Genomic DNA, 26307 nt, shown 5'->3' with positions numbered 1-26307 from the left:
CGTGAGCGCGTAGCGATGGATGCTGCGGACGGCCGCTACGCATCGACGCCTGCATCCCGCGACAGCAGGTCGTCGACGCTCTCACCGCGCACGATCACTGCCGCGCGGCCGTCGCGCACGGCGACGACGGGGGGACGCGGGACGTGGTTGTAGTTGCTGGCGAGCGGCGCGCAGTAAGCGCCGGTCGCAGGGACCGCGAGCAGATCGCCGGGCGCGATGTCGCTCGGAAGGTACTCGTGATCGACGACGACGTCGCCGGATTCGCAGTGCTTGCCCACCACCCGGCTCAGCACCGCGTCGCCGTCGCCGGTGCGTGACGCGAGGCGCGCGGAGTACTCCGCGCCGTACAGAGCGGCGCGGGCGTTGTCGCTCATGCCCCCGTCGACGCTGACGTATCGGCGCGTCGCGCCGGATCGGACGGTGACGTCCTTGGTCGTGCCCACCTCGTAGAGCGTCACCCCGGCGGTGCCGATCACGGCGCGTCCGGGCTCGAACGACAGCGACGGGACCGGGATGCCTCTGGCCGCGCATCCGTCAGCCACGGCAGCGACGATGCCGGTGGCGAGCTCGTCGATCGGCGTCGGATCGTCGGCGCTCGTGTAGGCGATTCCGAACCCTCCGCCGAGGTTGAGCTGTGGCACCGGACCGTCGCCGAGAAGGGCGGCGTGGAGCTCGAGCACTCGCGATGCGGACTCGCGGAATCCGGCGACGCCGAAGATCTGAGAGCCGATGTGACAGTGCAGCCCCCGGAATTCGAGCCCGGGGACCTCACGGATGCGGGCGACGGCTTCGGCAGCCTCGCCGAGCGGGAAGCCGAACTTCTGATCCTCGTGCGCCGTCGCCAGAAACTCGTGGGTTTCGGCGTGCACCCCGCTGATGACCCGAACGAGGACCTGCTGGACTGCACCGGTGCGCGCCGTTATCGCGGCGAGGCGCTCGATCTCGATGGCGCTGTCGACGATGATCGTGCCCACTCCGACCTCGACCGCACGCTCGAGCTCGGAGACGGACTTGTTGTTGCCGTGGAAGCCGATCGAGGAAGGCGCGACGCCGGCGGCGAGCGCGACTTCGAGCTCCCCCCGAGTGCAGACGTCGACCGCCAGCCCCTCTTCGACGACCCAGCGGGCGACGGCGGTGCAGAGGAAGGCCTTACCTGCGTAGTAGACGCGCGCGGCCGTGCCGTGCGCCGCGGCCGCAGCGTCGAACGCCGAACGCAGGAAGTTGGCGCGCGCGCGCACCTCCTGCTCATCGATCACGAGCAGCGGGGTGCCGTAGGTCGCGACGAGATCGGTCGAGCGGATGCCGGCGAGGACGAGCGTGCCGTCGTCGTCGCGGGAGGCTGAGGCCGGCCAGACACCGGCGGCGAGGTCGTTCGCGTCGGCGGGCAGGGCCAGCCAGTCCGGGGCGAGCGTATCGGCAGGGGGAAGCACGGAGCACCAATCTGGGACGATCTCGGGCGGGAACGGGCACATCGAGGATGACCCGATTCTAGGGCACGGCCACCCGGGCATCGATCATGGTGTCGCCCCGCGTCAACCCCCTGTGGCGGCCGTGAGACGCCTCCTACCCTCGGTGCCGATGAACACTGAATCGCCCACGCAGGCACCATCCTCCCCTGGCCTGATCCCGCGAGCAGCGGCAGCCGTCATCCGATGGGCGCTCGCGCGCAAGCCGGTGCGGGCTGTCCTGCTGTACGTCGAGCGACGCGGTCCGATGCTCGCCGACAGCGTCACCTATCGCGCCCTGTTCAGCGTGTTCGCCGGAGTGCTGCTCGGCTTCTCCATCGCGGCACTGTGGTTCGCGGGCAATCCCGTCGCCTGGAAGGCGGTCGTCGACGCGGTGCAGTCGGCGGTTCCGGGTCTCATCGGCCCGGACGGGGTGATCCGGGCGACCGAGCTGCAGGAGCCCATGGCCTTCTCCTTCACCGGCCTGATCTCGCTCGCCGCGCTCATCGGTGCGGCCCTCGGCGCGATCGGATCGCTTCGCACCGCCGTACGGCTGCTGGCAGGCACCGCTCAGACCGACATCCTGTGGGTCTGGGTGGTCGTGCGTAACCTGCTTCTGGCGATCGGTATCGGCGGCTCATTCGTCATCGCCGCGTTCATCACCATCGTCGGACGGATCGGCATCGAGTGGGTGGCCGGCCTCGTCGGCATGTCGAGCGACTCAGTGGTCGCCTCGTGGGCTGTCCGTCTCATCTCACTGCTCGTCGTCTTCGCGCTGGATGCGGCCCTGATCGCGAGCGTCTTCCGTCTGCTCTCCGGGCTCCGCGCGTCCGCGCGCTCGTTGTGGACGGGTGCGCTGCTCGGAGGCGTCGGACTGCTGGTGCTGCAGGAGCTGTCGAGCCTCTTCGTGGGAGGGGCGACGAGCAACCCGCTGCTCGCCTCGTTCGCCTCGCTGCTGGCGCTGCTGATCTGGCTGAATCTCTCCACGCAGGTGATCCTCGTCGCCTGCGCGTACATCGTCACTGGAGAGGAGGAATCGCACGACCGGGTGCGTGCACGCCACGGCGCGACGACGTTGGCGCAGCGACGGGTGCAGCGGGCCGAGGCCGAGGTGGCTCTCGCGACCGCCGAACTCCGCGAGGCGCAGGATGCCGCGGCCGCGGAGCGGTCCTGACGGCGGGGACGCAACAGTCGGAATCGATCGGTGCGCGCACACCCCGCCCCGCACTTCAGCCGTTCGGGCAGCTGCCGTTGGCCTGCAGTGCGGCGTCGGTGACGATGCGGCCGTCGAGGGCGACATCGATGACAGCCGAGGTCCCTTCGATGCGCAGGGCCGTGAGCGTGACACCGGCGGGGAACTGATCGGCGACGCAGATCCGCTGCGGTTGCGTCAGTCGCTCCCCCAGTGAACCGAGGTCGTCTCGCATCCGGGCGGCGTCGAGCACGACACCACCCAGCGACAGGCTGCCGGGCTGAAGGACGAGATCGCCCCCATCGGCGCTCGGCGTCACCGTCAGGGCGATCGGCACGGCGGCGCCGAACACCTCGATCGAGCCTGAGACCGTCGCATCCGGAGCGTCGAACGACACCGTGTCGACGGGAAGGTCGGTGCGATCCACCAGGGCGGTGAACTGCGCCTCGTCGATGCGGACAGTTCCGGTCGTCGGACCCAGATCACCGCCTCGAAGCGGAACTGCGGTCGCCGTCACGTCGACCGCACCGGTGATGCCTTCGAGTGTCACCGCATCCGTCGAGAGGTGGAGGCTGTCGAGCGTCCCCCCGATGAGCTGTGGAAGCAGGATTCCTGCGGCTTCGGCCTCGAGCTGCTGGTCGGCAGGCAGATCGAGCTGGTCGACGACGATGGAACGGACGACGCCCGGCAGCATCGTCCGTGCGACGAGCTCGGCCGCGGCGACGAGGAGCGCGAGCACCACAGCGATCGTGAGGAGAACCCACGGCCACCGGCGGCGTCTCGACCGCTTCCCGGCATCCGTCGCGCGATCATCCGACGCGCCGGGAATGACGAGAGTCGTGTGCTCAGCATCCCGCTCCGGATACGGCATGGTCCGGTTGTCGTCGCTCATCCTGCCACCCTGCCCGACTGTACGGGGCTACATGCGCTCTGGCGCCGAGACGCCGAGCAGGTCGAGGCCGTTGCGGAACACCTGGCCGGCGGCATCATTCAGCCAGAGGCGCGTGCGGTGCACGCTCTCGATGGGATCGTCACCCTGCGGGATCACGCGGCAGTTGTCGTACCAGCGGTGATAGAGCCCCGCGAGTTCCTCCAGGTAGCGGGCGACGCGGTGTGGTTCGCGAACCTCCGCAGCGAATGCCACGATGCGCGGGAACTCCTGAAGCGCGCCGAGCAGAGCCGCTTCCGTCTCGTGCGTGAGCAGCTCGGGCGCGAACTCGGAGCGGTCGACCCCCGAATCGGCGGCGTTGCGGCCCACGTTATGGGTGCGGGCGTGTGCGTACTGCACGTAGAAGACGGGGTTGTCGTTGGTGCGCTTCTGCAGCAGTTCGGGGTCGAGCGCGAGGGGCGAGTCCGCCGGTGAGCGCTCCAGCGAGTAGCGCAGTGCGTCGGTGCCGAGCCACTCGCGAAGGTCGTCCATCTCGATGATGTTGCCGGCGCGCTTGCTGAGTCGGGCGCCGCCGACGGAGACGAGCTGCCCGATGAGCACATCGATGTCCTTCTCGGGATCGTCCCCGGCAGCACCGGCGAGCGCCTTGAGGCGGTGCACATAGCCATGGTGGTCGGCGCCGAGGAGATAGATCTTGTGCTCGAACCCGCGGTCGCTCTTGTTGAGGTAATAGGCAGCGTCCGCGGCGAAGTAGGTGTACTCCCCATTCGAGCGACGGATGACGCGGTCCTTGTCGTCTCCGAAATCAGTCGTGCGCACCCACACCGCGTCGGCATCGTCGAAGACATGACCCTGCTCGCGCAGGCGGTCGACCGCCCGGTCCACGAGGCTGAGGCCCGCGGCATCCTTCTGCTGCAGCGTGCGCTCCGAGAACCAGACATCGAAGTGCACGTTGAACTTCGCCAGCGATTGCTTCTGCTCGGCGAGCTGATATTCGTAGCCCAGCTCTCGGGCGAGGATCAGCTGCTCGAACGCCGGCAACTCGAGGAACTCGGGACGCTCTTCGAGGATGCGCGCGGCGAGATCGTTGATGTAGCTGCCGACATAGCCGCCCTCGGGAGTCGGCCGGCCGTTGGCTGCCGCGACGATGGAAGCCGCGAAGCGCTCCATCTGCACCCCGGCGTCATTGATGTAGTACTCGCGGGCGACCTTCGCCCCGGAGGCGGCGAGCACACGCGCGATCGCGTCGCCCAGCGCCGCCCAGCGAGTGTGGCCGATGTGCAGCGGACCGGTGGGGTTCGCGCTGACGAACTCGATGTTGATGCTCCGCCCGGCCTGACTGTCATTGTGGCCGTACGAGCTGCCGGCCTCGACGATGGTCTTCGCGAGTGCGCCGGCGGACGCCGCGTCGAGTCTGATGTTGATGAAACCGGGCCCGGCGACCTCCGCGCTCGCGATGCCGGCGATGCCCGCCAGGCCCGATGCGATCTGCTCGGCGAGTTCGCGAGGGTTGGTACCGAATCGCTTCGCCAGGCGCATGGCGATGTTCGAGGCCCAGTCTCCGTGCTCCCGGTTACGGGGGCGCTCGAGCACGACGTCGGAGATGGTGACGTCGAAGGGCTCATCCGGTCGACGCTCGCCGGCGATCGGGGCGAGGACGGCGAGGATGGCTGCGGCGAGCGATTCAGGATTCATAGGCCTCTCAGTTTACGGCGCGCAGTGCGCCGGAATTTGCGCTGCACGTTCGGTGATCTACTCTCATCCCATGACCCCGACCGCAACCCGTCGACGTGTGCGCGTTTCGGGGCTGGTCGTCGCTCTGCTTCTTGCGATCGCCGCGCTTGCCGTCGGCGTGCTCCGGCCCTGGGCTCCCCTGCCCGCTGCCGCGCCGGTCGGAGCCGGTGAGGAACCCGCCGCGATCGCTCCGGCCCCGCTCCTGCTGCCTGAGAACCCACGCATCCTCGTCTTCGGCGACTCCTGGACGTACGGTGCCGCAGCGACAGAGCCGACGCTCGGATACGCGTACGTTCTCGCCGAGCTCCTCGGCGCAGAGACGGTCGTCAACGGCGTCCGCGGCAGCGGCTACCTCAAGCCCGGTTTGGACGGACCAGCGTTCGGCGAGCGCATCGCAGCCCTCGATCCTGCGCTGAACCCTGACCTCGTCATCATCCAGGGCTCCATCAACGACCGTGCCCAGGGTGCGGCCGGGTATCGCGAAGCCGTCACCGCCGCGTGGGATGCGCTGACCGCTCTGTACCCCCAGGCGCAGGTCGTGGTGCTGGGCCCTGCTCCCCACGAGCTGCCCGTCGGCGCGGGAACGGCCCGTATCGACGCCGATCTCGGCACCCTCGCCGCGGCCCGTGGCTGGTGGTACATCTCCCCGGTGGCGGAGAACTGGATCACCGAGCGGAACTACCTCGACGTGATCGATGTCGACCTCGGCCGGAAGCACCCATCGACCGACGGGCACCGTTACCTCGCCGAGAAGGTGGCCGCCGCCCTCAGTGAGCTGACCAGTGCTCCGGTGACAGAAGCCGGCGAGTCGGAGACCACCCCCGAGCAGTGATATTGTCGATCGGTACGCCTCCGTAGCTCAGTGGATAGAGCGCCGGTTTCCGGTACCGTAGGTCGCAGGTTCGACTCCTGTCGGGGGCACGGATACGCAAAGGGATCGCCCGTCAGGGCGGTCCCTTTTCGCGTATGTATCCCTCGTCTGGTGAAGTCAAGCCGCTTCGCTCGTCCGGATCGTCGACGTACCCTCGGCGCATGCGAGAGGACGCGGACGCGGATACGACACCGGGATCACCGGATGACCCTGAGATGACCCCGGATGGCCGCTACATCGTCGTGAACGGTCGGCGGTGGCGTGCGACCGATCCGACGATCCCGCCGAAGCTTCGTCAGGAGCTCGTCGATGAACTGATGTCGGCCAGGCGCGCGGTAAAGAATCATGAGAGTGGAGCACGCGAGCGTGTCGACGACGCGAAGCAAGCCCTCGGAGAACGCGGCCACCCGTGGTGGGAAGACCCGACGACCGAGGAGCTCGACGAGCGATCCCGCGCGGCGATCCATGCGCTCGTCCGCAAGCGCTCGGAGTCCTCCATCTGTCCGAGCGATGTCGCTCGTATCGTGGGCGGGGAGGGCGAGTCGTGGCGCAGACGCATGCCGGATGTGCGGCGCGTGGCTGCGGACATGGCGCGCGAGGGAGAAGTCGTGATCACCCAGAAGGGGAAGGTCGTCGATCTCGACGAGGCGCGAGGTCCGGTACGCATATCCCGCGGACCGGCGCTCTGACTCGTCGACGTCGCTGCGACACGACGAAAGCACATCGTAAGGAAGGAACGGAACCATGCGCGCATTGATCCACTCGACGTTCGGAGAGGCCGAAGACGTTCTCACCCCCGAGGAACGCCCGATCCCCGCACCCGGGCCTGGGCAGGTGCGGTTGCGCGTCGTCCTCTCCCCCATCCACAACCACGACCTTTGGACGATCCGCGGTACGTACGGCTTCAGGCCCGAGCTGCCAGCGGCATCCGGCACCGAGGCACTGGGCATCGTGGATGCCGTCGGTGACGGCGTCGATCACCTCCGCGTCGGACAGCGTGTCGCCACCGGCGGCTCGTTCGGGGCGTGGGCGGAGTACATCGTCACCGGTGCTGCCGGCCTCATCCCGGTTCCGGATTCCCTCTCGGATGAGACGGCGGCACAGCTGGTATCGATGCCGTTCAGTGCGATCAGCCTGCTGCACTTCCTGGATGTGCGCCCGGGCGACTGGATCATCCAGAACGCCGCGAACGGCGCCGTCGGACGGATGCTGGCGCAGCTCGGAGCCGTACGCGGTGTCAACGTGATCGGGCTCGTGCGCCGCTCGGCGGGAGTGGATGAGCTCCGCACGCAGGGCATCGACCACGTCGTCGCCACCGACGATGCCGACTGGCGAGGTGCGGTGACGCGTCTGACAGGCGGAGCGCCGATCCTCGCCGGGGTGGATTCCGTCGGCGGTTCGTCGGCCGGAGAGGTGCTGTCGCTCCTCGCGGAGAATGGGACGCTCGTCGTCTTCGGCGCGATGAAGGCGCCGACGATGGAGATCTCGTCGTCGGATGTGATCTTCAAGCAGGCCACTGTCAAGGGGTTCTGGGGCAGCAGGATCATTCAGCAACTCGACCCGCAGGTGCGATCGGAGTTGTTCAGCGAACTCATACAGCGCGTGTCCGACGGCACGCTCACGTTGCCCGTCGCGGGGGTGTTCGATGCCGCGGATGTCGCAGACGCGGTTCGCATGAGCAAGACCGCAGGCCGCGTGGGCAAGGTGCTGTTGCGGTTCTGACGTGAGCGTTCTGCGCGAGCGCCGCATTCACCAACACATGAACGGCTCCGCGCGCCGCGCTTCGGCGTGAAGCGGGCCATCCGCTGTCAGGTGCGTCTGACGAGTGCTGGTTGTCGGGTGCGCTGCGGGTGGCGCCATCGTCTCGCGGGGTCCCACCAGGCGGGCCCTCGGATCTGGGGTGTGCCGTCTCTCATGCGGATCTCCCACCCGCTGGTGTGGAGGGTGCGGTGGTGGAACCAGCACAGTGCGACGCCGTTGTCGGTGTGGGTGGGTCCGCCCTTGGCGTGGTCTTGGACGTGGTGGATCTCGCACCAGGTGGCGCGCACATGGCAGCCGGGGATGACGCATTCCTTGTCGCGGAGGGCGATGGCGCGGCGTTGGTGGTGGGTGAAGATCCGGTCGGTGGTGCCGAGGCTGACGATCCGCCCGTCCGCGTCGAACAGGACGCGTTGGATGCCGCCCGCACATGCGGTGTGCGCGGCGACGGAAACGGGGACGGGGGTGTCGATGCCGTCGACGTGCGCCCACCCGGCCCCGGTGGCGAAGTCCTCCGCCGTCACGGACACCACCAGGGTGGGTGCGGCACCGCCCAACGTGGGGACGTCATCGTGGCGGGCGGCGATCATCAGGACCGCGGCGAGGGCATCGTGGCGTTTCTGCGCAGCTGTGCGCGGGTCGATGAACGCAGGCTGGCCGGTGACGTCGTCGATGGCGTCACTTGGACGGAATGCCACTCCGCCCGGATCGAGAGGCCCGTCAACCCGCGGCGAGCAGAATGCGTCGAGGAGTCGCTGCAACTGCCCCGCCGCGTCAGGGAGGAGCGCCCCATGAAGGCGGATGACACCGTTGCGCTCCCGTCCGAGGGTGAGGAACCGTTCCCGCAGGGCCCGCTCATCCGCCGGCTCGGCACCGTCTTCGTCGAGGTAGGTGACGATCACCTGCGCCAGCACCCGCAGATCTTCAGGCATCGCGGGCGGCGCGGGCTCAGCTGCCGGAACATCGGCGACGATCGTCTCATATCCGCGAGCGAGCGCCGCCAGCTCCGCATCCGCCCGCAATCGATCCGCCACACCGACCCGCGGCCCGGCCTGCTCGATCGGCCCGGTCGCGGCCAATAGTCCGGGGATGCCGATCGTCCCGTCGAGGAGTGCTTCCCGCAGCGCCGGCCACCGGGCCTGCAACGGCACCCCCGTCGTCAGTTCCGTTTCGCGGTGCATCAGGGTCGCGGCCTTGACCACCCGCGAAGCACCGGGCGCATCGATCCGCAGCACTCGCTGGAGCAGTTCGTTCATGTTCCGGCATCCGAACCGCGCCGGAAAGGTGTCGACCCCCGAAACACCAGGACCGCCGTCGACCGACGCGGCCGTCTCGACGACCACCGCATCCAGCAACCGCTGCGCCTGCCCCGCGGCCTGCAACAGGTCGACCTTCTCGACCTCAGACAGCCCCACCACAGCATCCGCAGCGACCAACCCTGCCAGGTCGGAAACGACCCGATCCAGGACTGCCGCGGTGCTGTTCATACGTCCAATTCAACACCGGGCCACCGACATTACCACGCCCACTTCCCCCAGATCAGAAGCCTTTTCCGGGTCGCATCGAAACCCCAGATCGAACAGCGCCGCGGGTGGGGCGACGTGCTGCATCTCGGACGTCTCTCCGCCTCGTGCAGCAGCGCTTCCGCGATGTCGGAGCCCCAGACGATGATGCCGACATGGAGATCGCATTCATGCAACCGGAAGGCCTGGTCGTCAGCCCCGCCTTCAGTCATGTCGCCGTGGTTCCACCGGAGGCGACGACGATCTACGTCGGCGGCCAGAACGGCGTGGATAGCGCCGGAGCGGTCGTGTCGGCAGACGTGGCGGAACAGTCGCTTCGAGCGGTCGAGAATGCTCGCGTGGCGCTGGAGACAGCGGGAGCCGGACTGGAGGACGTCATCAGCTGGACCGTTCTCATCCACCAGGATGCCGATCTGCGCGCCGCGTACGGCGCCGTCGCATCGAAGCTCGCGCGAGACGGCGCCCCTCCCCTCGTCACCGCCGCCCTCGTCGCGGGCCTCGGGGTTCCCGGGGCCCTGATCGAGGTGAGCGCCGTCGCAGCGATCATACGGACGTAGTCCTGCGCCAGCCCCTTTCTCGCGCCTCGAAAACGGCAGAAGCTGGCTGTGGAGAAGGGAGCCGCGACATGTCCGAACCGACAGACCCCGGACGCGACGATCGCCGGGCGAACGAAACCGACGACCCTGCCCGCATCGCGTCCATGACAGAACTGGCCCGCCGGGTTCGCTCTGAGCCCGGCCTGCACGTCCGGTACTCTGAGGGGCCGGACAGTGACGCGTCGCAGCGCAGCGTCGACACGGAGAGCGGGCTCGATCTGCCGGGACTCTCGGTCAATCCGCTGGATGCCGAGGGCTGGTGGACCCGGCCGTTGGAGGACTGGCTGGCACGTCAGCTGTGCCAGTACCGGCACCTCGCCGAGAAGAACCCGGATCGCTTCGCCTGGGTGTTGCGCGGTACCCACGCCGGTCGTGGCCCGGATTGCGAGCCGCTGCTTCGCGACGTCGAGTTCGTCGCGCGTCTCGACGATCGCCTTCTCGAGGAGGCCGAACGCCGGTACGCCGAGAACTTCAACGCCCGTCGGGGTCCGGAGGACTGAGAGCTGCGACTCAGCCGACCGCGATGCCGATCGCGGTCACCACCACGGCGAGCGCCGGCAACGCTCCCTGCATCGTCGCGGCGCGCGCCTTCGTGCGGTCCGACAGCACCAGTACGAGCGCTGCTGCCGTCATCATTCCCGTGCCGGCGAAGACCAGGGTGAGTCCCACGGTCGCCAGACCCGAGATGAGCAGTGCGATGCCGAGCAGTGTGGTCAGAGCGAGGAAAAGGTTGTAGAAACCCTGGTTGAAGGCGAGCTGCTTCATCGTGACGGCATCCGCTTCGCTGGCGACTCCGAAGATCTTCCGCGTCTCCGGCTCGGTCCACCTCAGCGACTCCAGGGCGAAGATGAAGACATGGAAAGCCGCGGCAGCCGCGGCGAGGATCAGTCCGACGATGAGCATGAGCCGATTCTCCCCCCGTCGCCGGACATCAGGGCACACGACACGATGCGGGTCCTCAGACGAGGAACACCGGGATCAACCCCGGATTGTGCGCATGCACGAGCACCGCGAACACCACGGCGTCGAAGAGCAGGTGCACCGTGACGACGTAGGCCAGCGAGTGCGTGCGAAGGAAGATGTAGCCCTGCAGCAGCGCGAACGGAATCGTGAGCAGCGGTCCCCACTCCCGGTAACCGAGTTCCCAGAGGAACGACACGAACACGATGGCTTGCAACAGGTTCGCCACCAGGTCCGGGAAGTGACGACGCAGCAGCGCGAACACCGTGCAGATGAAGAAGAGCTCGTCCCAGATGCCCACCGCACCGACGCCGACGAAAAGCCGTGCGATGAGCTCGGGCGAATTCACGACCGGCCAGTTCTGATAGACGCCGCTGGTGATGAAGTAGAACGGCAGGATCAGCCAGCCGAGCACCAGCACGGCCACCAGCCACCCCCACTGCAGCTTGCCCCACCGCTTCCCTGTCCGCCACGGGAAGCTGACCGCGCGGTCGCGGAAGACGAATCGCGAGATCAGATAGGGCACCAGCACCGCTCCCCCGAGCGCGAGGGTGAAGCGCAGCATCGCGAGGTTGTCGAGTTCCGCCGCGAGCGGGATCACGCTCACGATGAGCATGCCCAGCCCGATGAGCCCGAGGTCGCGCGTCAGCGACGATCGACGGCCGATCGTGCGAGCGGAATCGACCCGCGCACCGACGCGGACGGCGTCGGCTTCAGAGTGCTCGCCACCGCGACGCTCGACCAGCCAGGCGGTGCCGATCCCGAGCGCGAGGAACACCCATCCGAGCCACGCCCACTGGACGACGAAGAACGCCGGAGCCGCGGCGCAGACCAGCAGTGCCGGCACGGCCGCCTGCTGCCATCGGGTGTCCACCCCGCTCTCGGTCACGCCCGCGCCCTCCGCCGGTACGTGAGATCACGGATGTCTCGCCCCTTCGCGATGCCCTTCCGCTCGAAAGCCGTCATCGCCCGACCTTCGAAGCGCTCCGCCCAGTCTCCGTCGAAGTCGCGTTCGAACAGCGAGTCGGCATCGAGCACATCCCGCATCTGCAGCGCGTAATCCTCCCAGTCGGTCGCGAGCCGCAGGGTGCCGCCGTCGCGCAACGCACGAGCGGCGGTCTCGCCGAAACCGGAGCGGATCAGACGCCGCTTCGTGTGCTTGTTCTTGTGCCACGGATCGGGGAAGAAGATCCAGATCTCTGTCGCAGCGCCCTCCGGCAGGTACGACGACAGCACCTCGGGGGCGTTCGCCTCGACGAGCCGGAGGTTGCGCACACCCTCGCGGTCGGCATCGAGCATCGTGCGGGCGAGGCCTGCGCGGAAGACCTCGACGGCGAGGAAGTCGTCGTCCGGCCTCGTCATCGCCGCGGAGACGATCGCGTGTCCCTGCCCGGAACCGATCTCGATGTACAGCGCCGCGGCGCGGCCGTACGCCTCAGCCGGGTCCAGGCGCGCCTCCGGGTGCACCGACGTCCACGCGACATCGCGCGGCACGTCGAGCAGATAGTTCGGCGCGAGCTCCTCGAACGCGCGTTCCTGCGCCTCGGACATCCGTCCGCTGCGGCGCACGAAGGACACCGGTTCTTCACGGAAGGTACGAGGTTCGGGCATGGTTCCAGGGTAGTCGCGCGATATCGGGCCGCCTCGCCAGTCGGGCGCGATTGATCGCGCCGGCCCGCTCACGACGGCGTGGTCACGAAGTCGATGAGCTCTTCGACACGGCCGAGAAGAGCCGGCTCCAGATCGCGGTAAGACTTCACCCTGCTGAGGATGCGCTGCCAGGCACGCGCGGTGTCGGCCTGCGTCTCGTGCGGCCAGCCGAACGCGCGGCAAATGCCGGTCTTCCAGTCCGTTCCCCTCGGGATCTCCGGCCACCGGGAGATGCCCAACGCCTGCGGCGTGACGCACTGCCAGACATCGACGAAGGGATGCCCCACGATGCGCACGTGCCGTCCGTGAGGACCCCGAGCGACAGCGTCGGCGATCCGGGACTCCTTCGACCCGGGGACGAGGTGATCCACCAGCACGCCATAGCGACGGTTGGCGCTGGGAGGCTCCTCAGCCAGCAGTTCGGAGAGCAGGTCGACGCCCTGCAGGAACTCCACGACGACGCCCTCGACCCGCAGATCGTGTCCCCATACCTTCTCGACGAGCTCGGCGTCGTGCTTGCCCTCGACGAGGATCCGGCTGGGCAGGGCGACCTTGGCGCGTTGATCGGCGACGGCGAACGAACCGGATGCTGTGCGACGAGGAGACTTCGCGCCGTGCGCGGGAACCGTCAGACGCACCGCGGCCCCGTCGATGAGAAAACCGCCGCCGAGCGGGAAGAGGCGTCGGCGGCCCGTGCGATCCTCCAGTTCCACGGTGCCCGACTGCACGCGCGTCACCGCCCCGCAGAAGCCGTCGTCCGCGACCTCCACGACGAGATCGAGCTCGGCCGGCACCTGCGGCACCGGCTTCGCGGCGCGCTCACGCCAGCCTGCGGCGAGGACATCCGAACCATACCTGTCGTCCATGCCTTCCAGCGTATGTGTCTCCGCTGACGGCGAACGGCGATCCGGCCTCGGAACCTGTCGCGTGTCGGCTGGTGTGCATAGACTCATGGGCATGGTGCACGGCTGCCGGTCGGAGGGAACGCTATGAGGACTCGGTGGCTGACGCTGGCCGCGCTGACCGCCGCTCTGGCGACCGTCGGCCTCACCGCAGGTGCCGCATCGGCCGCCGACCCGCTCACTCTGGACGCGGGTTACGTCACCGACGATGCGGGTGTGCTCAGTGCCGAGGAGCGAGATGCGGTCGAGTCCCGGTTGCAGGAGTTGACCGAGAACTCCGACGCCGACCTCTTCGTCGTCATCGTCGACGAGTTCACATCGCCGTCCGATCGGGTCGCATGGGCCGACGCCGTCGCAGACTCCAACAACCTCGGCCCGGAGCAGTATCTGCTGGCTGTGGCGGTGGAGCAGCGCAGCTATTACATCTCTGCGGCAGCCGGAGGACCCCTCAGCGACGGAGAGCTCGACGACGTCGAAGAGAAGATCCAGCCGCTGCTCGCAGAGGACGACTGGGATGGAGCGATCATCCTCGCCGCCGACGAGATTCAGGGCGACGGCGGCGCCGGAGCCCTGCGCGTCGTGCTGATCGTGGCAGGGATCGCTGCCGTCGCACTCCTGATCTGGCTCGTGGTGCGGCTCATCGCGAGAGCAAGGCGCAACGCTGCCATGCGGGCGCGGGGCGCGATGCCGGCCGAACCTGACCCGAACGACCCCTTCTCGACCCTCACCGATGATCAGGTCGAGACGCAGGCCGGGTCCGCCCTCGTGCGGGCCGACGATGCGATCACGTCGAGCCGAGAGGAGCTCGGCTTCGCCGTCGCGCAGTTCGGCGAGGGTGCGACCGCCGAATTCGGCAAAGCGATCGAGACCGCGAAGGCCAAGATGTCCGAGGCCTTCGACCTGCGTCAGAAGCTCGACGATGAGGTCGAGGACTCCGTTCACGACCGCCGCGCATGGCACATCCGCATCATCCAGATCTGTGATGAGATCGACGAGGCGCTCGAGGCGAACGCTGAGGCCTTCGACCAGCTGCGTCAGCTCGAGCAGAACGCGCCAGAGGCGCTGGAGCGCGTGCGCTCGGCGCGCGCCGATCTGCAGCCGGTGGTGGCGGGCGCCGCTCCCGCGCTGGAGGCCCTCGCCGCGACCTACGACGCATCTGCCCTGGCCACCGTGACCGACAACCCCGCCCAGGCGCAGGAGCGCGCCGCCCTCGCTGATCGTTCCATCGCGCTCGCCGGCGAGGCGATCACGGCCGGCCGCACCGGCGAGGCGGCATTCGCGATACGCACTGCCGAGCAGTCGATCGCCCAGGCCACTCAGCTGGTGCAGGCGATCACGACTCTCGGGTCCGAACTCGGCGACATCGAGACACGCGCTCGGGCGCTATTGGTCGAACTGCAGAGCGATGTGGCCGCCGCGCAGCAGCTCCCCGATGCGGGGGGTGCGGTCTCCACAGCGGTGGCGTCGACCTCCGAGCTGCTGCAGCAGGCGCAGGCCAGTCTGAACAGCACTCCGCGCAGCCCACACCGCACCCTCGAGGCTCTGACCGCCGCCGACATGCAGATCGACGCCGCCATCGCTCAGGGCCGAGAGAGCGTGGAACGTGCTCGCCGGGTGCAGCAACTGCTCGGGCAGACGCTGGCGCAGGCGAATTCCGAGATCCGCGCGGCACGGCAGTACATCGAGACACGACGCGGCACGGTCGGCTCGACGGCGCGCACTCGCCTCTCGCAGGCGGAAGCCGGTCTCACGCAGGCGCTGCAGCTGCAGACCGCGAATCCGGAAGCGGCGCTGACCCAGGCAGGTCACGCCCTGGAACTGGCACGACAGGCCGTCTCCTCTGCGCAGGCCGATGTCGCCTCGTACAACCCGATGCGATACGAGGACGACGGCTGGGGCGGCGGGCTGTTCGGCGGCTCGAGTTCGCGGTCCGGCAGCTCAGGCCTCGGCGGCGACATCCTGGGCGGCATCATCGGAGGACTCCTCTCCGGTGGCGGCAGCGGGGGCGGCGGTTCGTCGCGACGCAGCAGCTGGCGCTCCAGCGGCGGCGGTGGCTTCCGCAGCTCGGGCTTCGGAGGCGGCGGGCGCTCCGGCGGTGGCCGCAGCGGACGCTCCGGAGGTGGGCGCTTCTGATCGACACCGTCCCTCACGCACAGACCTCGACCACGACCCTCTGAAAGGAACCACCATGGCAAAGCAGTCCATCTTCGGGCGCATCTCGACCCTTGTCCGAGCCAACATCAACTCGCTCCTCGACTCCGCCGAGGACCCGCAGAAGATGATCGACCAGCTCGTCCGCGACTACACCAACAGCATCGCCGACGCCGAGGCCGCCATCGCGGAGACCATCGGCAACCTGCGTCTGCTCGAGCGCGATCACGAGGAAGACCTCCAGGCGGCGAAGGACTGGGGCAACAAGGCCCTTGCCGCGAGCCGCAAGGCCGACGAGCTGCGCGCCGCGGGCAACACGGCGGATGCCGACAAGTTCGACAGCCTCGCCAAGATCGCCCTTCAGCGCCAGATCGGCGAGGAGCGCGACGCGAGGACGGCGGAGCCGACCATCGCCGCGCAGACGGAGATCGTCGACAAGCTCAAGACCGGCCTGAACGGCATGAAGGAGAAGCTCGGCGAGCTGAAGTCCAAGCGCAGCGAACTGCTCGCCCGCGCCAAGGTCGCCGAAGCCCAGACGAAGGTGCAGGACGCGGTCTCCTCGATCAATGTCCTCGACCCGACCAGCGAGCTCGGACGGTTCGAAGACAAGGTCCGCCGCCAGGAGGCCCTCGCGCAGGGCAAGGTGGAACTTGCCGCCTCCAGCCTCGACGCACAGTTCGAGAGCCTTGACGACCTCGGCGAGCTGACCGAGGTCGAGGCCCGCCTCGCCGAGCTCAAGGCAGGCGGCAGCGCGCCGCGGGCCGCCATCGAAGGTTCCTGACCCATCGGGCGGATGCCTCGGACGTGTGCGTCCGGGGCATCCGCCCTCTTCTCAGGAGGCACCGATGGTGCGTTTCCTTGTGGTCCCGCAGTGGCAGGGGTCTCCCGCAGCGCGCGCGATGCTGCTCGTCGACGGCGCCGCCGCGATCGCCGGCGACCTGCCGCGCGCGGCGACCACCCTGCTTGACGTACCCGTCGAGGCAGGTGAGGCTCTCGGAACCGGCGTCCGCAGGCTCAGCGCTCTCCGGCGCACGCAGGAGCTCGTTCGCGATCACATCGTCGCCGAACCCGTCGTGATCGGCGGCGACTGCAGCGTGACAGTCGCAGCGCTCGCCGCCCTGCCCTCCGGAACCGAGGATCTCGCGGTGGTGTGGTGCGATGCACACCCCGACCTCCATACGCCCGAGAGTTCGCCGTCCGGAGCATTCTCCGGCATGGCGTTGCGCGCGGTCCTCGGCGAAGGAGAACCGCAATTGGCCCTCTCGCCTGGGATCCCCCGGGATCGGATCATCGCGGTCGGCATGCGCTCCCCCGACGAAGGAGAGCTCGGGCAACTCGACTCCCTCACGCGCCTTTCCGTCGCCGATCTCGACCGGGTCGACGCGCTCGCCGATGCCGTGGCCGCCACCGGGGCCTCCCGCGTCTGGGTGCACATCGACGTCGACGTGCTCGATCCGGCGCACATGGCCGGCGTCTCCTCGCCTGAGCCATTCGGCCTTTCGCCTGCGGTCCTCGCCGCCGCCGTTCGCCGGCTGCGGGAGCGCCTGCCGCTGGCGGGGGCGACCATCGCCGGATTCGCGCCCCGCACCCCGCAGGATGCGGTCGACGATCTCGGCGCACTGCTGCGCCTGGTGGGAGCCGTCGCGTGAGCGAGGACTGGCGCGCCGAGGCGGAGGCGGCGCTCGCCCGCGGACGGCGCCTGGACCGACGGATCCCCTCGTTCCTCCTCCGATCGCCGATCAGCCGCGCCGGTTACTGGTGGGGTACCGCCGTGGGATGGATCTGGGGTTCGCTCTGGAGCACCGGACCCATCGAGCGACGCAACGGCTTGTGGGTCTTCCGCGGAATGCCGAGTTGGACGTTCAGTCGCGGTGGCGTGTGCGTCGGCGGATGCTTCCTCACCGGGGACGTCGCACCGACCGAAGCGATCCTCCGTCACGAGGCCGTTCACAAAGCACAATGGCTGCGCTACGGCTTCCTCATGCCGTTGCTGTATCTGACCGCGGGCCGAGACCCGATGCGGAACCGCTTCGAGATCGAAGCCGGTCTCGAAGACGGCAACTACGTGCGTCGCGGGCGCTGAGAACAGAACCTCAGCCCGAACGCCTGTCTTCGGATTCAGCGGTCGACGGGAAGCAGCCCGAAACGCTCCGGCGCGTGGATCGTCGACGATTCCACGCCGAGCCTGGAGGTGAGGTGGTCGACGATGTCGGCCGTGCCCAGGAAGCCGCCGAGCAACGTCACCCTCGTCTCGAGCTCGTCGCCGCAGAGCATCTCATCGGCCCAGGCGCATGTCGCACGCGCCAGCGCCTGGCCGGGCGCACAGGAGCGCCCGGTGCCCGGAGCGCCGGACCGCGATCCCCTGGCCAGCCAGGTGACCGTCATCCGGGCGGGGGCCTCGATGATCCCGATGTCGTCCTGCTCGGGAACCTCGATGAAGATCCTGCCGGAGGCACACAGCGGGAGTGTCGCCAGGAACACCTCGAGGTCGCCGAGCGAATGCTCGTCTGCCGTCACCAGGTGGTGTGAGCGTCGACGGGCGGCACGACGCTGCGAGCGCGTGCTGATCGTGTCGAGTGAGGTGTCCATGGCCTCTTCATCGTACCACCCGTGAAGGGTTGCCTAACCTACCCCCCTGACGAAAGCTCAGGCCGCTTCGACGAGCGTTTCGCGGAGTGCCGCCAGTTCGGCGTCGCTCATGCCGTTCGCTCGCAGGTAGCCCGCGGCACACCCCCATCGCTCATCGACCCGCTCCAGCAGGGCGCGCATCACCTCGGCGGGCGACTGTGTCGCGAGGGCGACAGCGTGAACCGCCTCGGGGTGGTGGGCCCGGATGTAGGCCGCGATCCGCTGAGATCGCTCTGCCGGAAGCTGGGACTCCGTGAGCGCGTAGTCGGCGATGATCGCGTCGCGATCCGCCTCGACCGCGGCGAGTGCCAGAGCCACGGTGACGCCGGTCCTGTCCTTGCCGACCGTGCAGTGCACGAGAGTCGGCGCACCCTGCGCGATGATGCGGATGGCGGCGACCAAGCGCTCACCGCTCTCTTCGAGCAGGTGCACGTAGAGATCATCGAGGCTCGTGTCCGCCTCGAAGAAGGAGCGCACCGAGCCGAGGAACAGGGGCAGGTGAGTGGTGTCCGGTCCCGGGATCTCCGTCGGCTCAGCGGCGACCTCCTCGCTGTCACGAAGGTCGACGATGTGCTTCACCCGTGCCCGCAGAGCGTCAGCGCCCGATGCGGTGGCTCCGGACAGCTGTCCGGAGCGCAGCAGCACCCCGGAACGGATCCGCCCGCCGGCCGCCGGCATTCCCCCGACATCGCGGACGTTGGTTACTCCTTCGACGTCGAGGATCGTCATGCCGGCACCTGCACCTGCGGTTCCCGCGGCGGAACGGGGTAGCGCCCCGCCACCACGACGCGGTTGAACGCGTTGATCGACACGCACGCCCAGCTCAGAGCCGCGTACTCCTTCTCGGTGAAGACGGCCCCGACGCGGTCGTAGACCTCATCCGAGATGCCGTCCTCGGCGATGAAGGTGAACGCCTCGGCGAGTTCGAGGGCCGCGCACTCGCGCTCAGTGAAGACGCCGCTCTCGCGCCAGGTGGGAATCTGAGTGATCGTGTCGACGTCGATACCGGCCGCGGTGGCCCTGTCGACGTGAATGCGGGTGCAATATGCGCACCCGTTCAGCTGCGAGCAATGGATCATGACGATCTCTTTGAGACGGTCGTCGATGCCGTTCGCGGCGCAGATCTCGCCGACGGTCTTCGAGAACGCGTCCAGCGCGCGGTAGGCGGCCGGCTCGGTCTTCGAGAGGTGCACTCGGGTCTCGCTCATGGCTCCAGCATATTCTCTCGGACCCCGTCTGAGCCGGTTCTCGCCATGCCGCCTGAAATGCAGATTGCTAACCATAGGAAATTTTTGCTCAGCAGATAGCGCACTTCCTATCGCGGTTCCTTGTCACACTGTTGTCGCATTTCACGGAGGCGACTCCGCAGGAGCAGAATATCCCCGTGGCGATCGACACCAGTGAGTTCACCTATCTTCCTTCACAGGCCGAGTCTTTGGGCGTTGCAGCACCGAGCGTCGAACGACTCGATCTGCCGCTCGCCGACGGACGCTCCGTGAGCGCTCTCCGTTTCGGCACGGGCGCTCCGCGCGTGACACTGCTGCACGGTGCAGGACTCAACGCCCACACCTGGGACACGACGGTCCTGGCTCTCCAGCAGCCGGCACTCGCGATCGATCTCGCCGGTCACGGAGACTCGTCCTGGCGGGACGACCTCGACTACTCCCCCCGCACTCTCGCCGTCGACGTCGCCGCCGCGCTGGACGCATGGACGGACGGTCCTCAGCTGATCGTCGGGCAGTCGTTGGGAGGACTCACCGGAGCCGCCCTCGCGAGGACCAGACCGGATCTCGTGCATGAGCTGCTCATCATCGACATCACGCCGGGTATCGACGTGAGCGCGGGCCCCGCCGCACTGCGGGAGTTCTATGCGGGTCCGACCGACTTCGCCACCCGTGACGAGCTCGTGGACCGTGCCATGGCGCTCGGCTTCGGCGGCAGCAGGGCAGACACCGAGCGGGGCGTCTTCCTCAACACGCGCGTCCGCCCCGACGGCAGGGTGGAATGGAAGCACCACTTCGCCCATCTCGCGGCCCGGACGCTCGCCGCCCACGATCCGGGAGCTCCCGCGAGACCCTCGCTGTTGCATGAGACCGGCTGGGATGACCTGGCCGGGGTCAGCGCCCCCATCACCCTTGTCCGCGCGGCTCGCGGTTTCGTCAGCCCGGCCGATGCCGACGACTTTCAGCGCCGCGTCCCCGGCTCCCGGGTCCTGACTGTCGACGCGACCCACAACGTGCAGGAGACCGCGCCGTCCGAGCTCGCTGCTCTCATCGGCGCCGTATCCCCTGCGGCGTCCGGAATGTGACGCTCCGTTCCGATCGCCCGCCCCACCTCACCGACTCATCCCTAGGCTCGACCCATACCCGGCACACAGCAATTGCCGAACCGAGAGGATCGCTTCCATGTTCCGACGCAGCCGACGCATCGCGCTGATCTCCGCACTCGCCGCCGCCGCCGTGGTCCTCAGCGCCTGCGCGGGATCACCAGAGCCGGAGGCAACCTCCACGGGAGAACCCGACCCCGATGCCACTCTTGCCGTCGGCCTCGTGCTCGAGCCGACGAACCTCGACATCCGGCACACGAGCGGTGCCGCCCTCGAGCAGATCCTCATCGACAACATCTATGAGGGCCTCGTCACGCGCACCGAGGACAACCAGATCGAGCCCCGGCTGGCGTCCGACTACGAAGTCTCGGACGACGGCCTGACGTACACGTTCACACTGAACGACGGCATCACCTTCCACAACGGCACCGCACTGACCTCGGCCGATGTCGTGGCGTCGTACGAGGCCGTCCGGACTGACGCGACGCTGCAGGGCAATTCCGACTTCGCCTCCATCGCCTCCATCACCGCGCCCGACCCTGCGACGGTGGTGATCGTGCTCACCGAGCCCAACCAGAACTTCCTGTTCGCGCTCACCGGTCCTGCGGGGCTCGTCTTCCAGACGGGCGACACCACCGATCTCAAGACGGCCGAGAACGGCACCGGGCCGTTCACGCTCACGCGGTGGAACAAGGGAAGCTCGATCACCTTCGCCCGCAACGATGCCTATTGGGGCGAAGCCGCAGGCGTGGCCGAAGTCGAGTTCCAGTACATCCCCGACTTCACCGCCGGCGTGAACAACGCGCTCGACGGTGGTGTCCAGGTGCTCACCGCAGTGGATCCGAACCTCGCCTCTCAGTTGGAGGATTCGGGCAACTTCACCCTCACGACCGGGCGCACCACCGACAAGGCGACCCTGGCCTTCAACAACGCCAAGGCCCCGCTCGACGACGTCCGCGTCCGCGAAGCGCTGCGACTCGCCATCGACCACGAGGGGCTGGTCGAGGCCGTCGGTGCAGGCTCGACGCTGTACGGTCCGATCCCGGAGCTCGACCCGGGATACGAAGACCTCTCCGACGTGGTCTCATACGATCCAGAGCGTGCGAAGGACCTACTCGCCGAGGCCGGCCAGGAGGACCTCGAGCTCACCCTCACCATCCCGGCGTTCTACGGCACCACCGTGCCGAAGGTGCTCATCTCGGACTTCAACGAGATCGGCGTCACCCTCGAGGTGGAGTCCGTCGAGTTCCCGACATGGCTCGAGGACGTCTACAGCAACCACGACTACGACCTCAGCTTCGTGCTGCACGTCGAGCCGCGCGACTTCGGCAACTTCGCAGACCCGGAATACTACTTCGGGTATGACAACGCCGACGTGCAGCGCCTCTACACCGAGGCGCTGACCGAGGTCGACCCCGAGGCCTCCGCCGAACTCCTCGCCGAGGCCGCCCGTCTGGTCTCCGAGGACCACGCGGTGGACTGGCTGTACAACGGGGCGACCATCACCGCCGTCAGCCACGAGGTGACCGGCTTCCCCAAGGACTCGATCAACTCACGTATCAACCTGGCAGGCGTCAGCGTCCTCTCGGAGAAGTAGCCTCCACTCATGCTGCGCTATGCGATCGTCCGAGGAGCCCTGCTCATTGCAGGGCTCCTCGTGTCGAGCGTCCTCATCTTCCTGACGCTGCGGGTGTTCCCCGGCGACGTCGCCCAGCTCATCGCCGGCACGCAGGCTTCGCCTGATCAGGTCGATGCGCTCCGTGAGTCGCTGGGATTGAACCGACCCCTCGTCACCCAGTACACCGACTGGATCGGCGGCATCCTCCGCGGCGACCTGGGCACGTCGCTCCTCTCTGGTGCATCCGTCGGCGAGGAGTTGTTCCTCAAGGCCCAGGTGACCATCCCGCTCGGCATGATGGCCCTTGCGATCGCACTCCTGATCGCCGTACCGTTCGGCATCGTCGCCGCCCTCCTGCGCGGACGCCGCGGCGGCACCGCGCTCAGCGTCGGCGCGCAGGCCCTGGCCGCCGTACCGGTGGTCTGGGCCGGCATGATGCTCGTCGTGGTCTTCTCCGTCTGGCTCGGGTGGCTTCCTCCTCAGGGTTTTCCGCGCACCGGCTGGTCGACCCCGTGGCCGGCGATGGAATCGTTACTGCTCCCCGCGCTCACGATCGGCATCGTGGAAGGGGCGATGCTGATGCGGTTCGTCCGCAGCGCGACGCTGCAGGCGGCCGGCCAGGACTTCGTGCGGACGGCGGCCGCCAAGGGACTCACCCGCACACGGGCCCTCATCCAGCACGGCATCCCTGCAGTCGGACTTTCCATCGTCACGGTGCTCGGACTCCAGGTCGCCGGGATCATCGTCGGGTCGGTCGTCATCGAACAACTCTTCACGCTCCCCGGCATCGGGCGGATGCTCGTCGCCGACGTCGGAACCCGCGACCTGATCAAGGTGCAGAGCGAGCTTCTCGTGCTCACCGGCTTCGTCCTGATCGTCGGATTCCTCGTCGACCTCGTGCACCGCTCGATCGATCCTCGACAGCGGGAGGCCGCATGATCCCCCGGTGGCTGCGGCGTCTGTGGTCGACATCGACGGGCCGGTTCGGGCTCGTCGTGGTGACGCTGATCGCGCTGACCGCGATCGTGTCGCTGGTCTGGACACCCTTCGACCCGCAGGACTCCGACGTCCGTGATCGCTGGGCGTCCCCGGGCTGGCCGCACATGCTCGGCACAGACGACACCGGACGCGACATCCTGAGCCTCATCATGGCGGGAGCGCGCACGACTCTCTTCGTCAGCATCGGAGCCGGCATCGTCGCCACCGTCGTGGGGATCGCTCTGGCGGCGCTCGGAGCACTCACCGTGCGATGGCTCCGTGAGACCGTCGCGATCCTCGTCGACATCCTCATCGCCTTCCCCGTGCTGATCATCGCCATGATGATCTCCTCAGTGTGGGGCGGTTCGCTCTGGGTGGTGATCTGGGCCGTCGGCATCGGCTTCGGCGTCAACATCGCGCGCGTGACCCGACCCGAGCTGCGGCGAGTCCAGCAGAGCGACTTCATCCTCGCCGCCCGCGCGTCCGGGCTCACCCCCGCGCAGAGCCTGACGCGGCACCTGCTGCCGAACGTCGCCCCGGTGTTCATCGTGCAACTGTCGTGGTCGATGGCTGTCGCGGTCCTCGCCGAGGCGGGACTGTCGTATCTCGGGTTCGGAGCGTCAGTCGTCGAGCCGTCCTGGGGCATCCTCCTCGCCGACCTGCAGCGCTACATCGGAGTGCATCCGCTCTCGGTCGTCTGGCCGGGCCTTGCGATCACGATCACGGTGCTGGCTCTGAACCTGCTCGGCGACGGTCTGCGCGAAGCCACTGATCCGACGCTTCGCCATCGCTCCGGCCCGAGGCCCCCGGCGCAGACCCACACACCGGAGGTGGTGGCATGAGCCTCGAGGTGGAGAACCTCGTCATCGACATCGATGCTCGTCGCGTCGTCGACGGCATCTCCTTCAGGGTCGACGACGGGGCGCGCCTCGGTCTGATCGGCGAATCCGGTTCCGGCAAGTCCCTCACCGCTCTCGCGATCCTCGGACTCCTGCCCGACGGCGCCACGGCCAGCGGCAGCATCCGCTGGAACGGAACCGAGCTCATCGGGATGCCCGATCGACAGCTCGCGGAGCTGCGAGGCGACGAGATCGGCATCGTGTTCCAGGAGCCACGCACGGCATTGAATCCGATCCGCACCGTGGGGAGGCAGATCGCCGAATCCATCCGCATCCACGAGCGCATCGGCCGTCGGGAGGCGCGGCAGCGCGCGATCGCCGAGGCGGCGCGGGTGCGGCTTCCGGAACCGGAGACGATCGTGGACCGGTATCCGCATCAGCTGTCGGGCGGGCAGCGCCAGCGCGTCGCCATCGCGATGGCACTCGCCTGCCACCCGCGCCTTCTCATCGCGGACGAGCCGACGACCGCCCTGGATGTCACGATCCAGGCCGAGATCCTGGCACTGCTTCTCTCGCTCGTCGAGGAGGAAGGCATGTCGCTGGTCTTCATCACCCACGACCTCGCAGTCCTCGCTCAGGTCGCCACCGACGGGGTCGTTCTCGAGCACGGGCGCGTCATAGAGCAGGCGCCGGTCAGCACATTGCTCAGCGCTCCGACCTCGCCGGTCACCCAGGCGCTGCTGCGTGACGCGACGGCGACGCTGTGGCGCCCGCAGGGAGGCGCGCGATGACCATCATCGAAGCACGGGGCCTGCGGCGCGACTACTTCGCGCCGAAGCGTTCCCCGTTCGAGAAGTCACGACTCCAGACGGCGCTCGCCCCCACTGACCTCGACGTCGCCGAAGGCACGTCGCTCGGCATCATCGGCGAATCGGGCTCCGGAAAATCGACGCTGATCCGTCTGCTGCTCGGCCTCGATCGCCAGACGGACGGAACCGTGCGAGTCACCGGCCGAACCGTCGACGCGACGGCATCCGCCCGGTCGCTGCACTGGCTTCGCCAGGCGACAGGTCTGGTGTTTCAGGACCCGTATGCCTCACTCGACCCGAGGATGACCACGGAACAGATCATCGGCGAACCGCTCTGGGCATTGGACATCGACGGTGATCGCTCCGCGCGCATCACCGAGGTGCTCGACCAGGTCGGGCTGGAGCCCTCGATGGCGGCGCGGTATCCGCACGAGTTGTCCGGCGGACAGCGTCAGCGCATCGCGCTGGCGCGTGCGATCGTGCACCGCCCCCGGATCCTCGTCGGGGACGAGCCGCTCTCCGCCCTCGACGTCACGGTGCGCGCGCAGATCCTCGAACTGCTTGCCGAGCTGCGACGCACGTCGGATCTCACCCTGCTGATCGTCTCTCACGACATCGGCGTCGTACAGAATCTGTGCGACGAGGTGATCGTGATGAAGGACGGTCTGATCGTCGAGCGCGGCACGACGAAGAAGGTCCTCCTGGATCCGCAGCACGAGTACACCAAGCGTCTTCTCGCGGCGATCCCCGTCATTCCCGGACGGTGACCGGCATCACCGACCGCGTCCGATGATCCGGCGACGGCGTCTGCCGGTCGGCCGGAGCGAACGCTGCAGGTACACGGTGCCGAGCGAACGGCCGAACTTGAACCCGACTCTGCCCATCCGTCCGACCTCGACGAAGCCGAGCCGAGTGTGCAGCCGTATCGATGCCTCGGCACCGGTGTCACTGATGACGGCGACGATCTCTCGGAGCCCGATCCGTTCGCACTCCTGGATGAGGGCCTGCAGCAACGCCGCCCCGAGCCCCTTGCCCGTTGCCCCGGGCCCGAGATAGATGGAGTCCTCGACGGTGTAGCGATAGGCCGTCTTGCTCGCCCAAGGCTGTGCGAGCGCATAACCCAGGACTTCGCCGGACGGCGAGACGGCGACGAGGAAAGGAAGCCCGAGTCGCGAGAGCAGAGCGAATTTCTCCCGCCAGTAGCGGATGCTGCTGCGACGCTCGTCGAAGGTCACGACCGAGTTGCTCACGAAGTGGTTGTAGATCTCCCTGATGTGCGGGAGGTCGGTGTCCTTCGCCGGTCTGATCGAATATGTGAACACATCCGGCCCCGGGTCGGGGCGGCGCAGGTGGCGCGGGATGCGGCGACGACGGTCGCCCGGTTCGAACTGCATGGGCTCAGCCTAGAGAATCGTCGGTCTCGCCCTCGACCCGCCAG

Annotated in this window: 28 protein-coding genes and 1 tRNA gene; 17 read left to right on the top strand and 12 right to left on the bottom strand. The window is 68.2% G+C overall.

From position 1 onward, the window contains the following. Window positions 1-35 precede the first annotated feature (35 nt). A complete protein-coding gene (gene lysA / locus RIN18_RS00145; protein WP_309101907.1) occupies window positions 36-1430 on the bottom strand; it encodes a diaminopimelate decarboxylase in 1395 nt (464 codons plus the stop codon). A gap of 148 nt (window positions 1431-1578) precedes the next feature. Here lysA and RIN18_RS00140 point away from each other — a divergent pair, with 148 nt between their 5' ends. Further along, a complete protein-coding gene (locus tag RIN18_RS00140; RefSeq protein ID WP_309101906.1) occupies window positions 1579-2619 on the top strand; it encodes a YhjD/YihY/BrkB family envelope integrity protein in 1041 nt (346 codons plus the stop codon). Between the two features lie 55 nt (window positions 2620-2674). On the opposite strand, the gene RIN18_RS00135 is transcribed toward RIN18_RS00140, so the two are convergent. Next, entirely contained in the window at window positions 2675-3529 is an 855-nt protein-coding gene (locus RIN18_RS00135) for an LmeA family phospholipid-binding protein (RefSeq protein WP_309101905.1), read from the bottom strand. 27 nt (window positions 3530-3556) lie between these two features. After that, window positions 3557-5221 (bottom strand): arginine--tRNA ligase, encoded by a 1665-nt coding sequence (argS, locus tag RIN18_RS00130; RefSeq protein ID WP_309101904.1) that lies wholly within the window; start codon window positions 5219-5221, stop codon window positions 3557-3559. Window positions 5222-5291: 70 nt separating this feature from the next. Here argS and RIN18_RS00125 point away from each other — a divergent pair, with 70 nt between their 5' ends. The 4 genes from RIN18_RS00125 to RIN18_RS00110 all read left to right on the top strand — a co-directional run bounded on the left by RIN18_RS00125 (window position 5292) and on the right by RIN18_RS00110 (window position 7853). Beyond that, window positions 5292-6092: an SGNH/GDSL hydrolase family protein gene (locus RIN18_RS00125; protein ID WP_309101903.1), complete on the top strand. Its 801-nt coding sequence runs from the start codon at window positions 5292-5294 to the stop codon at window positions 6090-6092. 16 nt (window positions 6093-6108) lie between these two features. After that, window positions 6109-6181, top strand: a tRNA-Arg gene (locus RIN18_RS00120). A 165-nt stretch (window positions 6182-6346) separates the two neighbouring features. After that, on the top strand, window positions 6347-6820 hold the full coding sequence (locus RIN18_RS00115; protein WP_309101902.1) for a DUF3253 domain-containing protein: 474 nt from the start codon (window positions 6347-6349) through the stop codon (window positions 6818-6820). Window positions 6821-6875: 55 nt separating this feature from the next. Next, complete coding sequence (locus tag RIN18_RS00110; RefSeq protein WP_309101901.1) at window positions 6876-7853, top strand: zinc-binding dehydrogenase; 978 nt, start codon at window positions 6876-6878, stop codon at window positions 7851-7853. An 86-nt stretch (window positions 7854-7939) separates the two neighbouring features. Here RIN18_RS00110 and RIN18_RS00105 read toward each other — a convergent pair whose 3' ends face one another. Continuing rightward, the gene (locus tag RIN18_RS00105) at window positions 7940-9376 is read right to left on the bottom strand and encodes a DUF222 domain-containing protein (protein WP_309101900.1); all 1437 of its coding nucleotides are present in this window, start codon (window positions 9374-9376) and stop codon (window positions 7940-7942) included. 191 nt (window positions 9377-9567) lie between these two features. On the opposite strand from RIN18_RS00105, the gene RIN18_RS00100 reads away from it, so the two are divergent. Together RIN18_RS00100 and RIN18_RS00095 are read left to right on the top strand one after the other, a co-directional pair. Next, complete coding sequence (locus RIN18_RS00100) at window positions 9568-9969, top strand: RidA family protein (protein WP_309101899.1); 402 nt, start codon at window positions 9568-9570, stop codon at window positions 9967-9969. Window positions 9970-10037: 68 nt separating this feature from the next. Continuing rightward, window positions 10038-10508, top strand: a complete 471-nt coding sequence (locus tag RIN18_RS00095) for a DUF6098 family protein (RefSeq protein WP_309101898.1) — start codon at window positions 10038-10040, stop codon at window positions 10506-10508. A 10-nt stretch (window positions 10509-10518) separates the two neighbouring features. Here RIN18_RS00095 and RIN18_RS00090 read toward each other — a convergent pair whose 3' ends face one another. The 4 genes from RIN18_RS00090 to RIN18_RS00075 all read right to left on the bottom strand — a co-directional run bounded on the left by RIN18_RS00090 (window position 10519) and on the right by RIN18_RS00075 (window position 13484). After that, window positions 10519-10911 (bottom strand): DUF1304 domain-containing protein, encoded by a 393-nt coding sequence (locus RIN18_RS00090; protein WP_309101897.1) that lies wholly within the window; start codon window positions 10909-10911, stop codon window positions 10519-10521. 55 nt (window positions 10912-10966) lie between these two features. Next, complete coding sequence (locus RIN18_RS00085) at window positions 10967-11857, bottom strand: CPBP family intramembrane glutamic endopeptidase (RefSeq protein ID WP_309101896.1); 891 nt, start codon at window positions 11855-11857, stop codon at window positions 10967-10969. Then, window positions 11854-12579 (bottom strand): tRNA (guanosine(46)-N7)-methyltransferase TrmB, encoded by a 726-nt coding sequence (trmB, locus tag RIN18_RS00080; RefSeq protein WP_309101895.1) that lies wholly within the window; start codon window positions 12577-12579, stop codon window positions 11854-11856. Before trmB ends, RIN18_RS00085 begins: the two co-directional genes overlap by 4 nt. 68 nt (window positions 12580-12647) lie before the next feature. Beyond that, the gene (locus tag RIN18_RS00075; protein WP_309101894.1) at window positions 12648-13484 is read right to left on the bottom strand and encodes a DUF3097 domain-containing protein; all 837 of its coding nucleotides are present in this window, start codon (window positions 13482-13484) and stop codon (window positions 12648-12650) included. Between the two features lie 123 nt (window positions 13485-13607). On the opposite strand from RIN18_RS00075, the gene RIN18_RS00070 reads away from it, so the two are divergent. The 4 genes from RIN18_RS00070 to RIN18_RS00055 all read left to right on the top strand — a co-directional run bounded on the left by RIN18_RS00070 (window position 13608) and on the right by RIN18_RS00055 (window position 17754). Then, window positions 13608-15653 (top strand): TPM domain-containing protein, encoded by a 2046-nt coding sequence (locus RIN18_RS00070; RefSeq protein ID WP_309101893.1) that lies wholly within the window; start codon window positions 13608-13610, stop codon window positions 15651-15653. Window positions 15654-15708: 55 nt separating this feature from the next. Further along, window positions 15709-16452, top strand: coding sequence for a PspA/IM30 family protein (locus RIN18_RS00065; RefSeq protein WP_309101892.1), 744 nt, complete (start codon window positions 15709-15711; stop codon window positions 16450-16452). A gap of 64 nt (window positions 16453-16516) precedes the next feature. Beyond that, entirely contained in the window at window positions 16517-17320 is an 804-nt protein-coding gene (locus tag RIN18_RS00060; protein ID WP_309101891.1) for an arginase family protein, read from the top strand. Continuing rightward, a complete protein-coding gene (locus tag RIN18_RS00055) occupies window positions 17317-17754 on the top strand; it encodes a Fe-S oxidoreductase (RefSeq protein WP_309101890.1) in 438 nt (145 codons plus the stop codon). The genes RIN18_RS00060 and RIN18_RS00055 overlap by 4 nt, the downstream gene beginning before the upstream one ends. A gap of 35 nt (window positions 17755-17789) precedes the next feature. On the opposite strand, the gene RIN18_RS00050 is transcribed toward RIN18_RS00055, so the two are convergent. From RIN18_RS00050 to RIN18_RS00040, 3 genes are read right to left on the bottom strand one after another with little or no spacing between them, the layout of a single operon-like run. Next, the gene (locus RIN18_RS00050; protein ID WP_309101889.1) at window positions 17790-18260 is read right to left on the bottom strand and encodes an SIP domain-containing protein; all 471 of its coding nucleotides are present in this window, start codon (window positions 18258-18260) and stop codon (window positions 17790-17792) included. 57 nt (window positions 18261-18317) lie between these two features. Further along, entirely contained in the window at window positions 18318-19028 is a 711-nt protein-coding gene (locus RIN18_RS00045; protein WP_309101888.1) for a tyrosine-protein phosphatase, read from the bottom strand. Further along, complete coding sequence (locus RIN18_RS00040) at window positions 19025-19507, bottom strand: carboxymuconolactone decarboxylase family protein (protein WP_309101887.1); 483 nt, start codon at window positions 19505-19507, stop codon at window positions 19025-19027. Before RIN18_RS00040 ends, RIN18_RS00045 begins: the two co-directional genes overlap by 4 nt. A gap of 170 nt (window positions 19508-19677) precedes the next feature. Here RIN18_RS00040 and RIN18_RS00035 point away from each other — a divergent pair, with 170 nt between their 5' ends. The 6 genes from RIN18_RS00035 to RIN18_RS00010 all read left to right on the top strand — a co-directional run bounded on the left by RIN18_RS00035 (window position 19678) and on the right by RIN18_RS00010 (window position 25636). Beyond that, entirely contained in the window at window positions 19678-20607 is a 930-nt protein-coding gene (locus RIN18_RS00035; RefSeq protein WP_309102113.1) for an alpha/beta hydrolase, read from the top strand. Window positions 20608-20704: 97 nt separating this feature from the next. Further along, window positions 20705-22222 carry an ABC transporter substrate-binding protein gene (locus tag RIN18_RS00030; RefSeq protein WP_309101886.1) on the top strand — a complete coding sequence of 506 codons (1518 nt, stop codon included), beginning with the start codon at window positions 20705-20707 and terminating at the stop codon, window positions 22220-22222. A 9-nt stretch (window positions 22223-22231) separates the two neighbouring features. After that, window positions 22232-23182, top strand: coding sequence for an ABC transporter permease (locus RIN18_RS00025; protein WP_309101885.1), 951 nt, complete (start codon window positions 22232-22234; stop codon window positions 23180-23182). Further along, on the top strand, window positions 23179-24063 hold the full coding sequence (locus RIN18_RS00020) for an ABC transporter permease (RefSeq protein WP_309101884.1): 885 nt from the start codon (window positions 23179-23181) through the stop codon (window positions 24061-24063). The genes RIN18_RS00025 and RIN18_RS00020 overlap by 4 nt, the downstream gene beginning before the upstream one ends. Then, a complete protein-coding gene (locus tag RIN18_RS00015) occupies window positions 24060-24851 on the top strand; it encodes an ABC transporter ATP-binding protein (protein ID WP_309101883.1) in 792 nt (263 codons plus the stop codon). The genes RIN18_RS00020 and RIN18_RS00015 overlap by 4 nt, the downstream gene beginning before the upstream one ends. Next, complete coding sequence (locus tag RIN18_RS00010; protein ID WP_309101882.1) at window positions 24848-25636, top strand: ATP-binding cassette domain-containing protein; 789 nt, start codon at window positions 24848-24850, stop codon at window positions 25634-25636. The genes RIN18_RS00015 and RIN18_RS00010 overlap by 4 nt, the downstream gene beginning before the upstream one ends. A 6-nt stretch (window positions 25637-25642) precedes the next feature. Here RIN18_RS00010 and RIN18_RS00005 read toward each other — a convergent pair whose 3' ends face one another. Further along, window positions 25643-26263 carry an N-acetyltransferase family protein gene (locus tag RIN18_RS00005; RefSeq protein ID WP_309101881.1) on the bottom strand — a complete coding sequence of 207 codons (621 nt, stop codon included), beginning with the start codon at window positions 26261-26263 and terminating at the stop codon, window positions 25643-25645. Window positions 26264-26307: the final 44 nt, after the last annotated feature.

It is taken from the genome of Microbacterium sp. (assembly GCF_031179285.1).
In the GTDB taxonomy this organism is placed as follows: domain Bacteria; phylum Actinomycetota; class Actinomycetes; order Actinomycetales; family Microbacteriaceae; genus Microbacterium.
The sequence above is the reverse complement of the archived record's forward strand: the minus strand, read 5'-3'. Positions and strand labels throughout refer to the sequence as shown.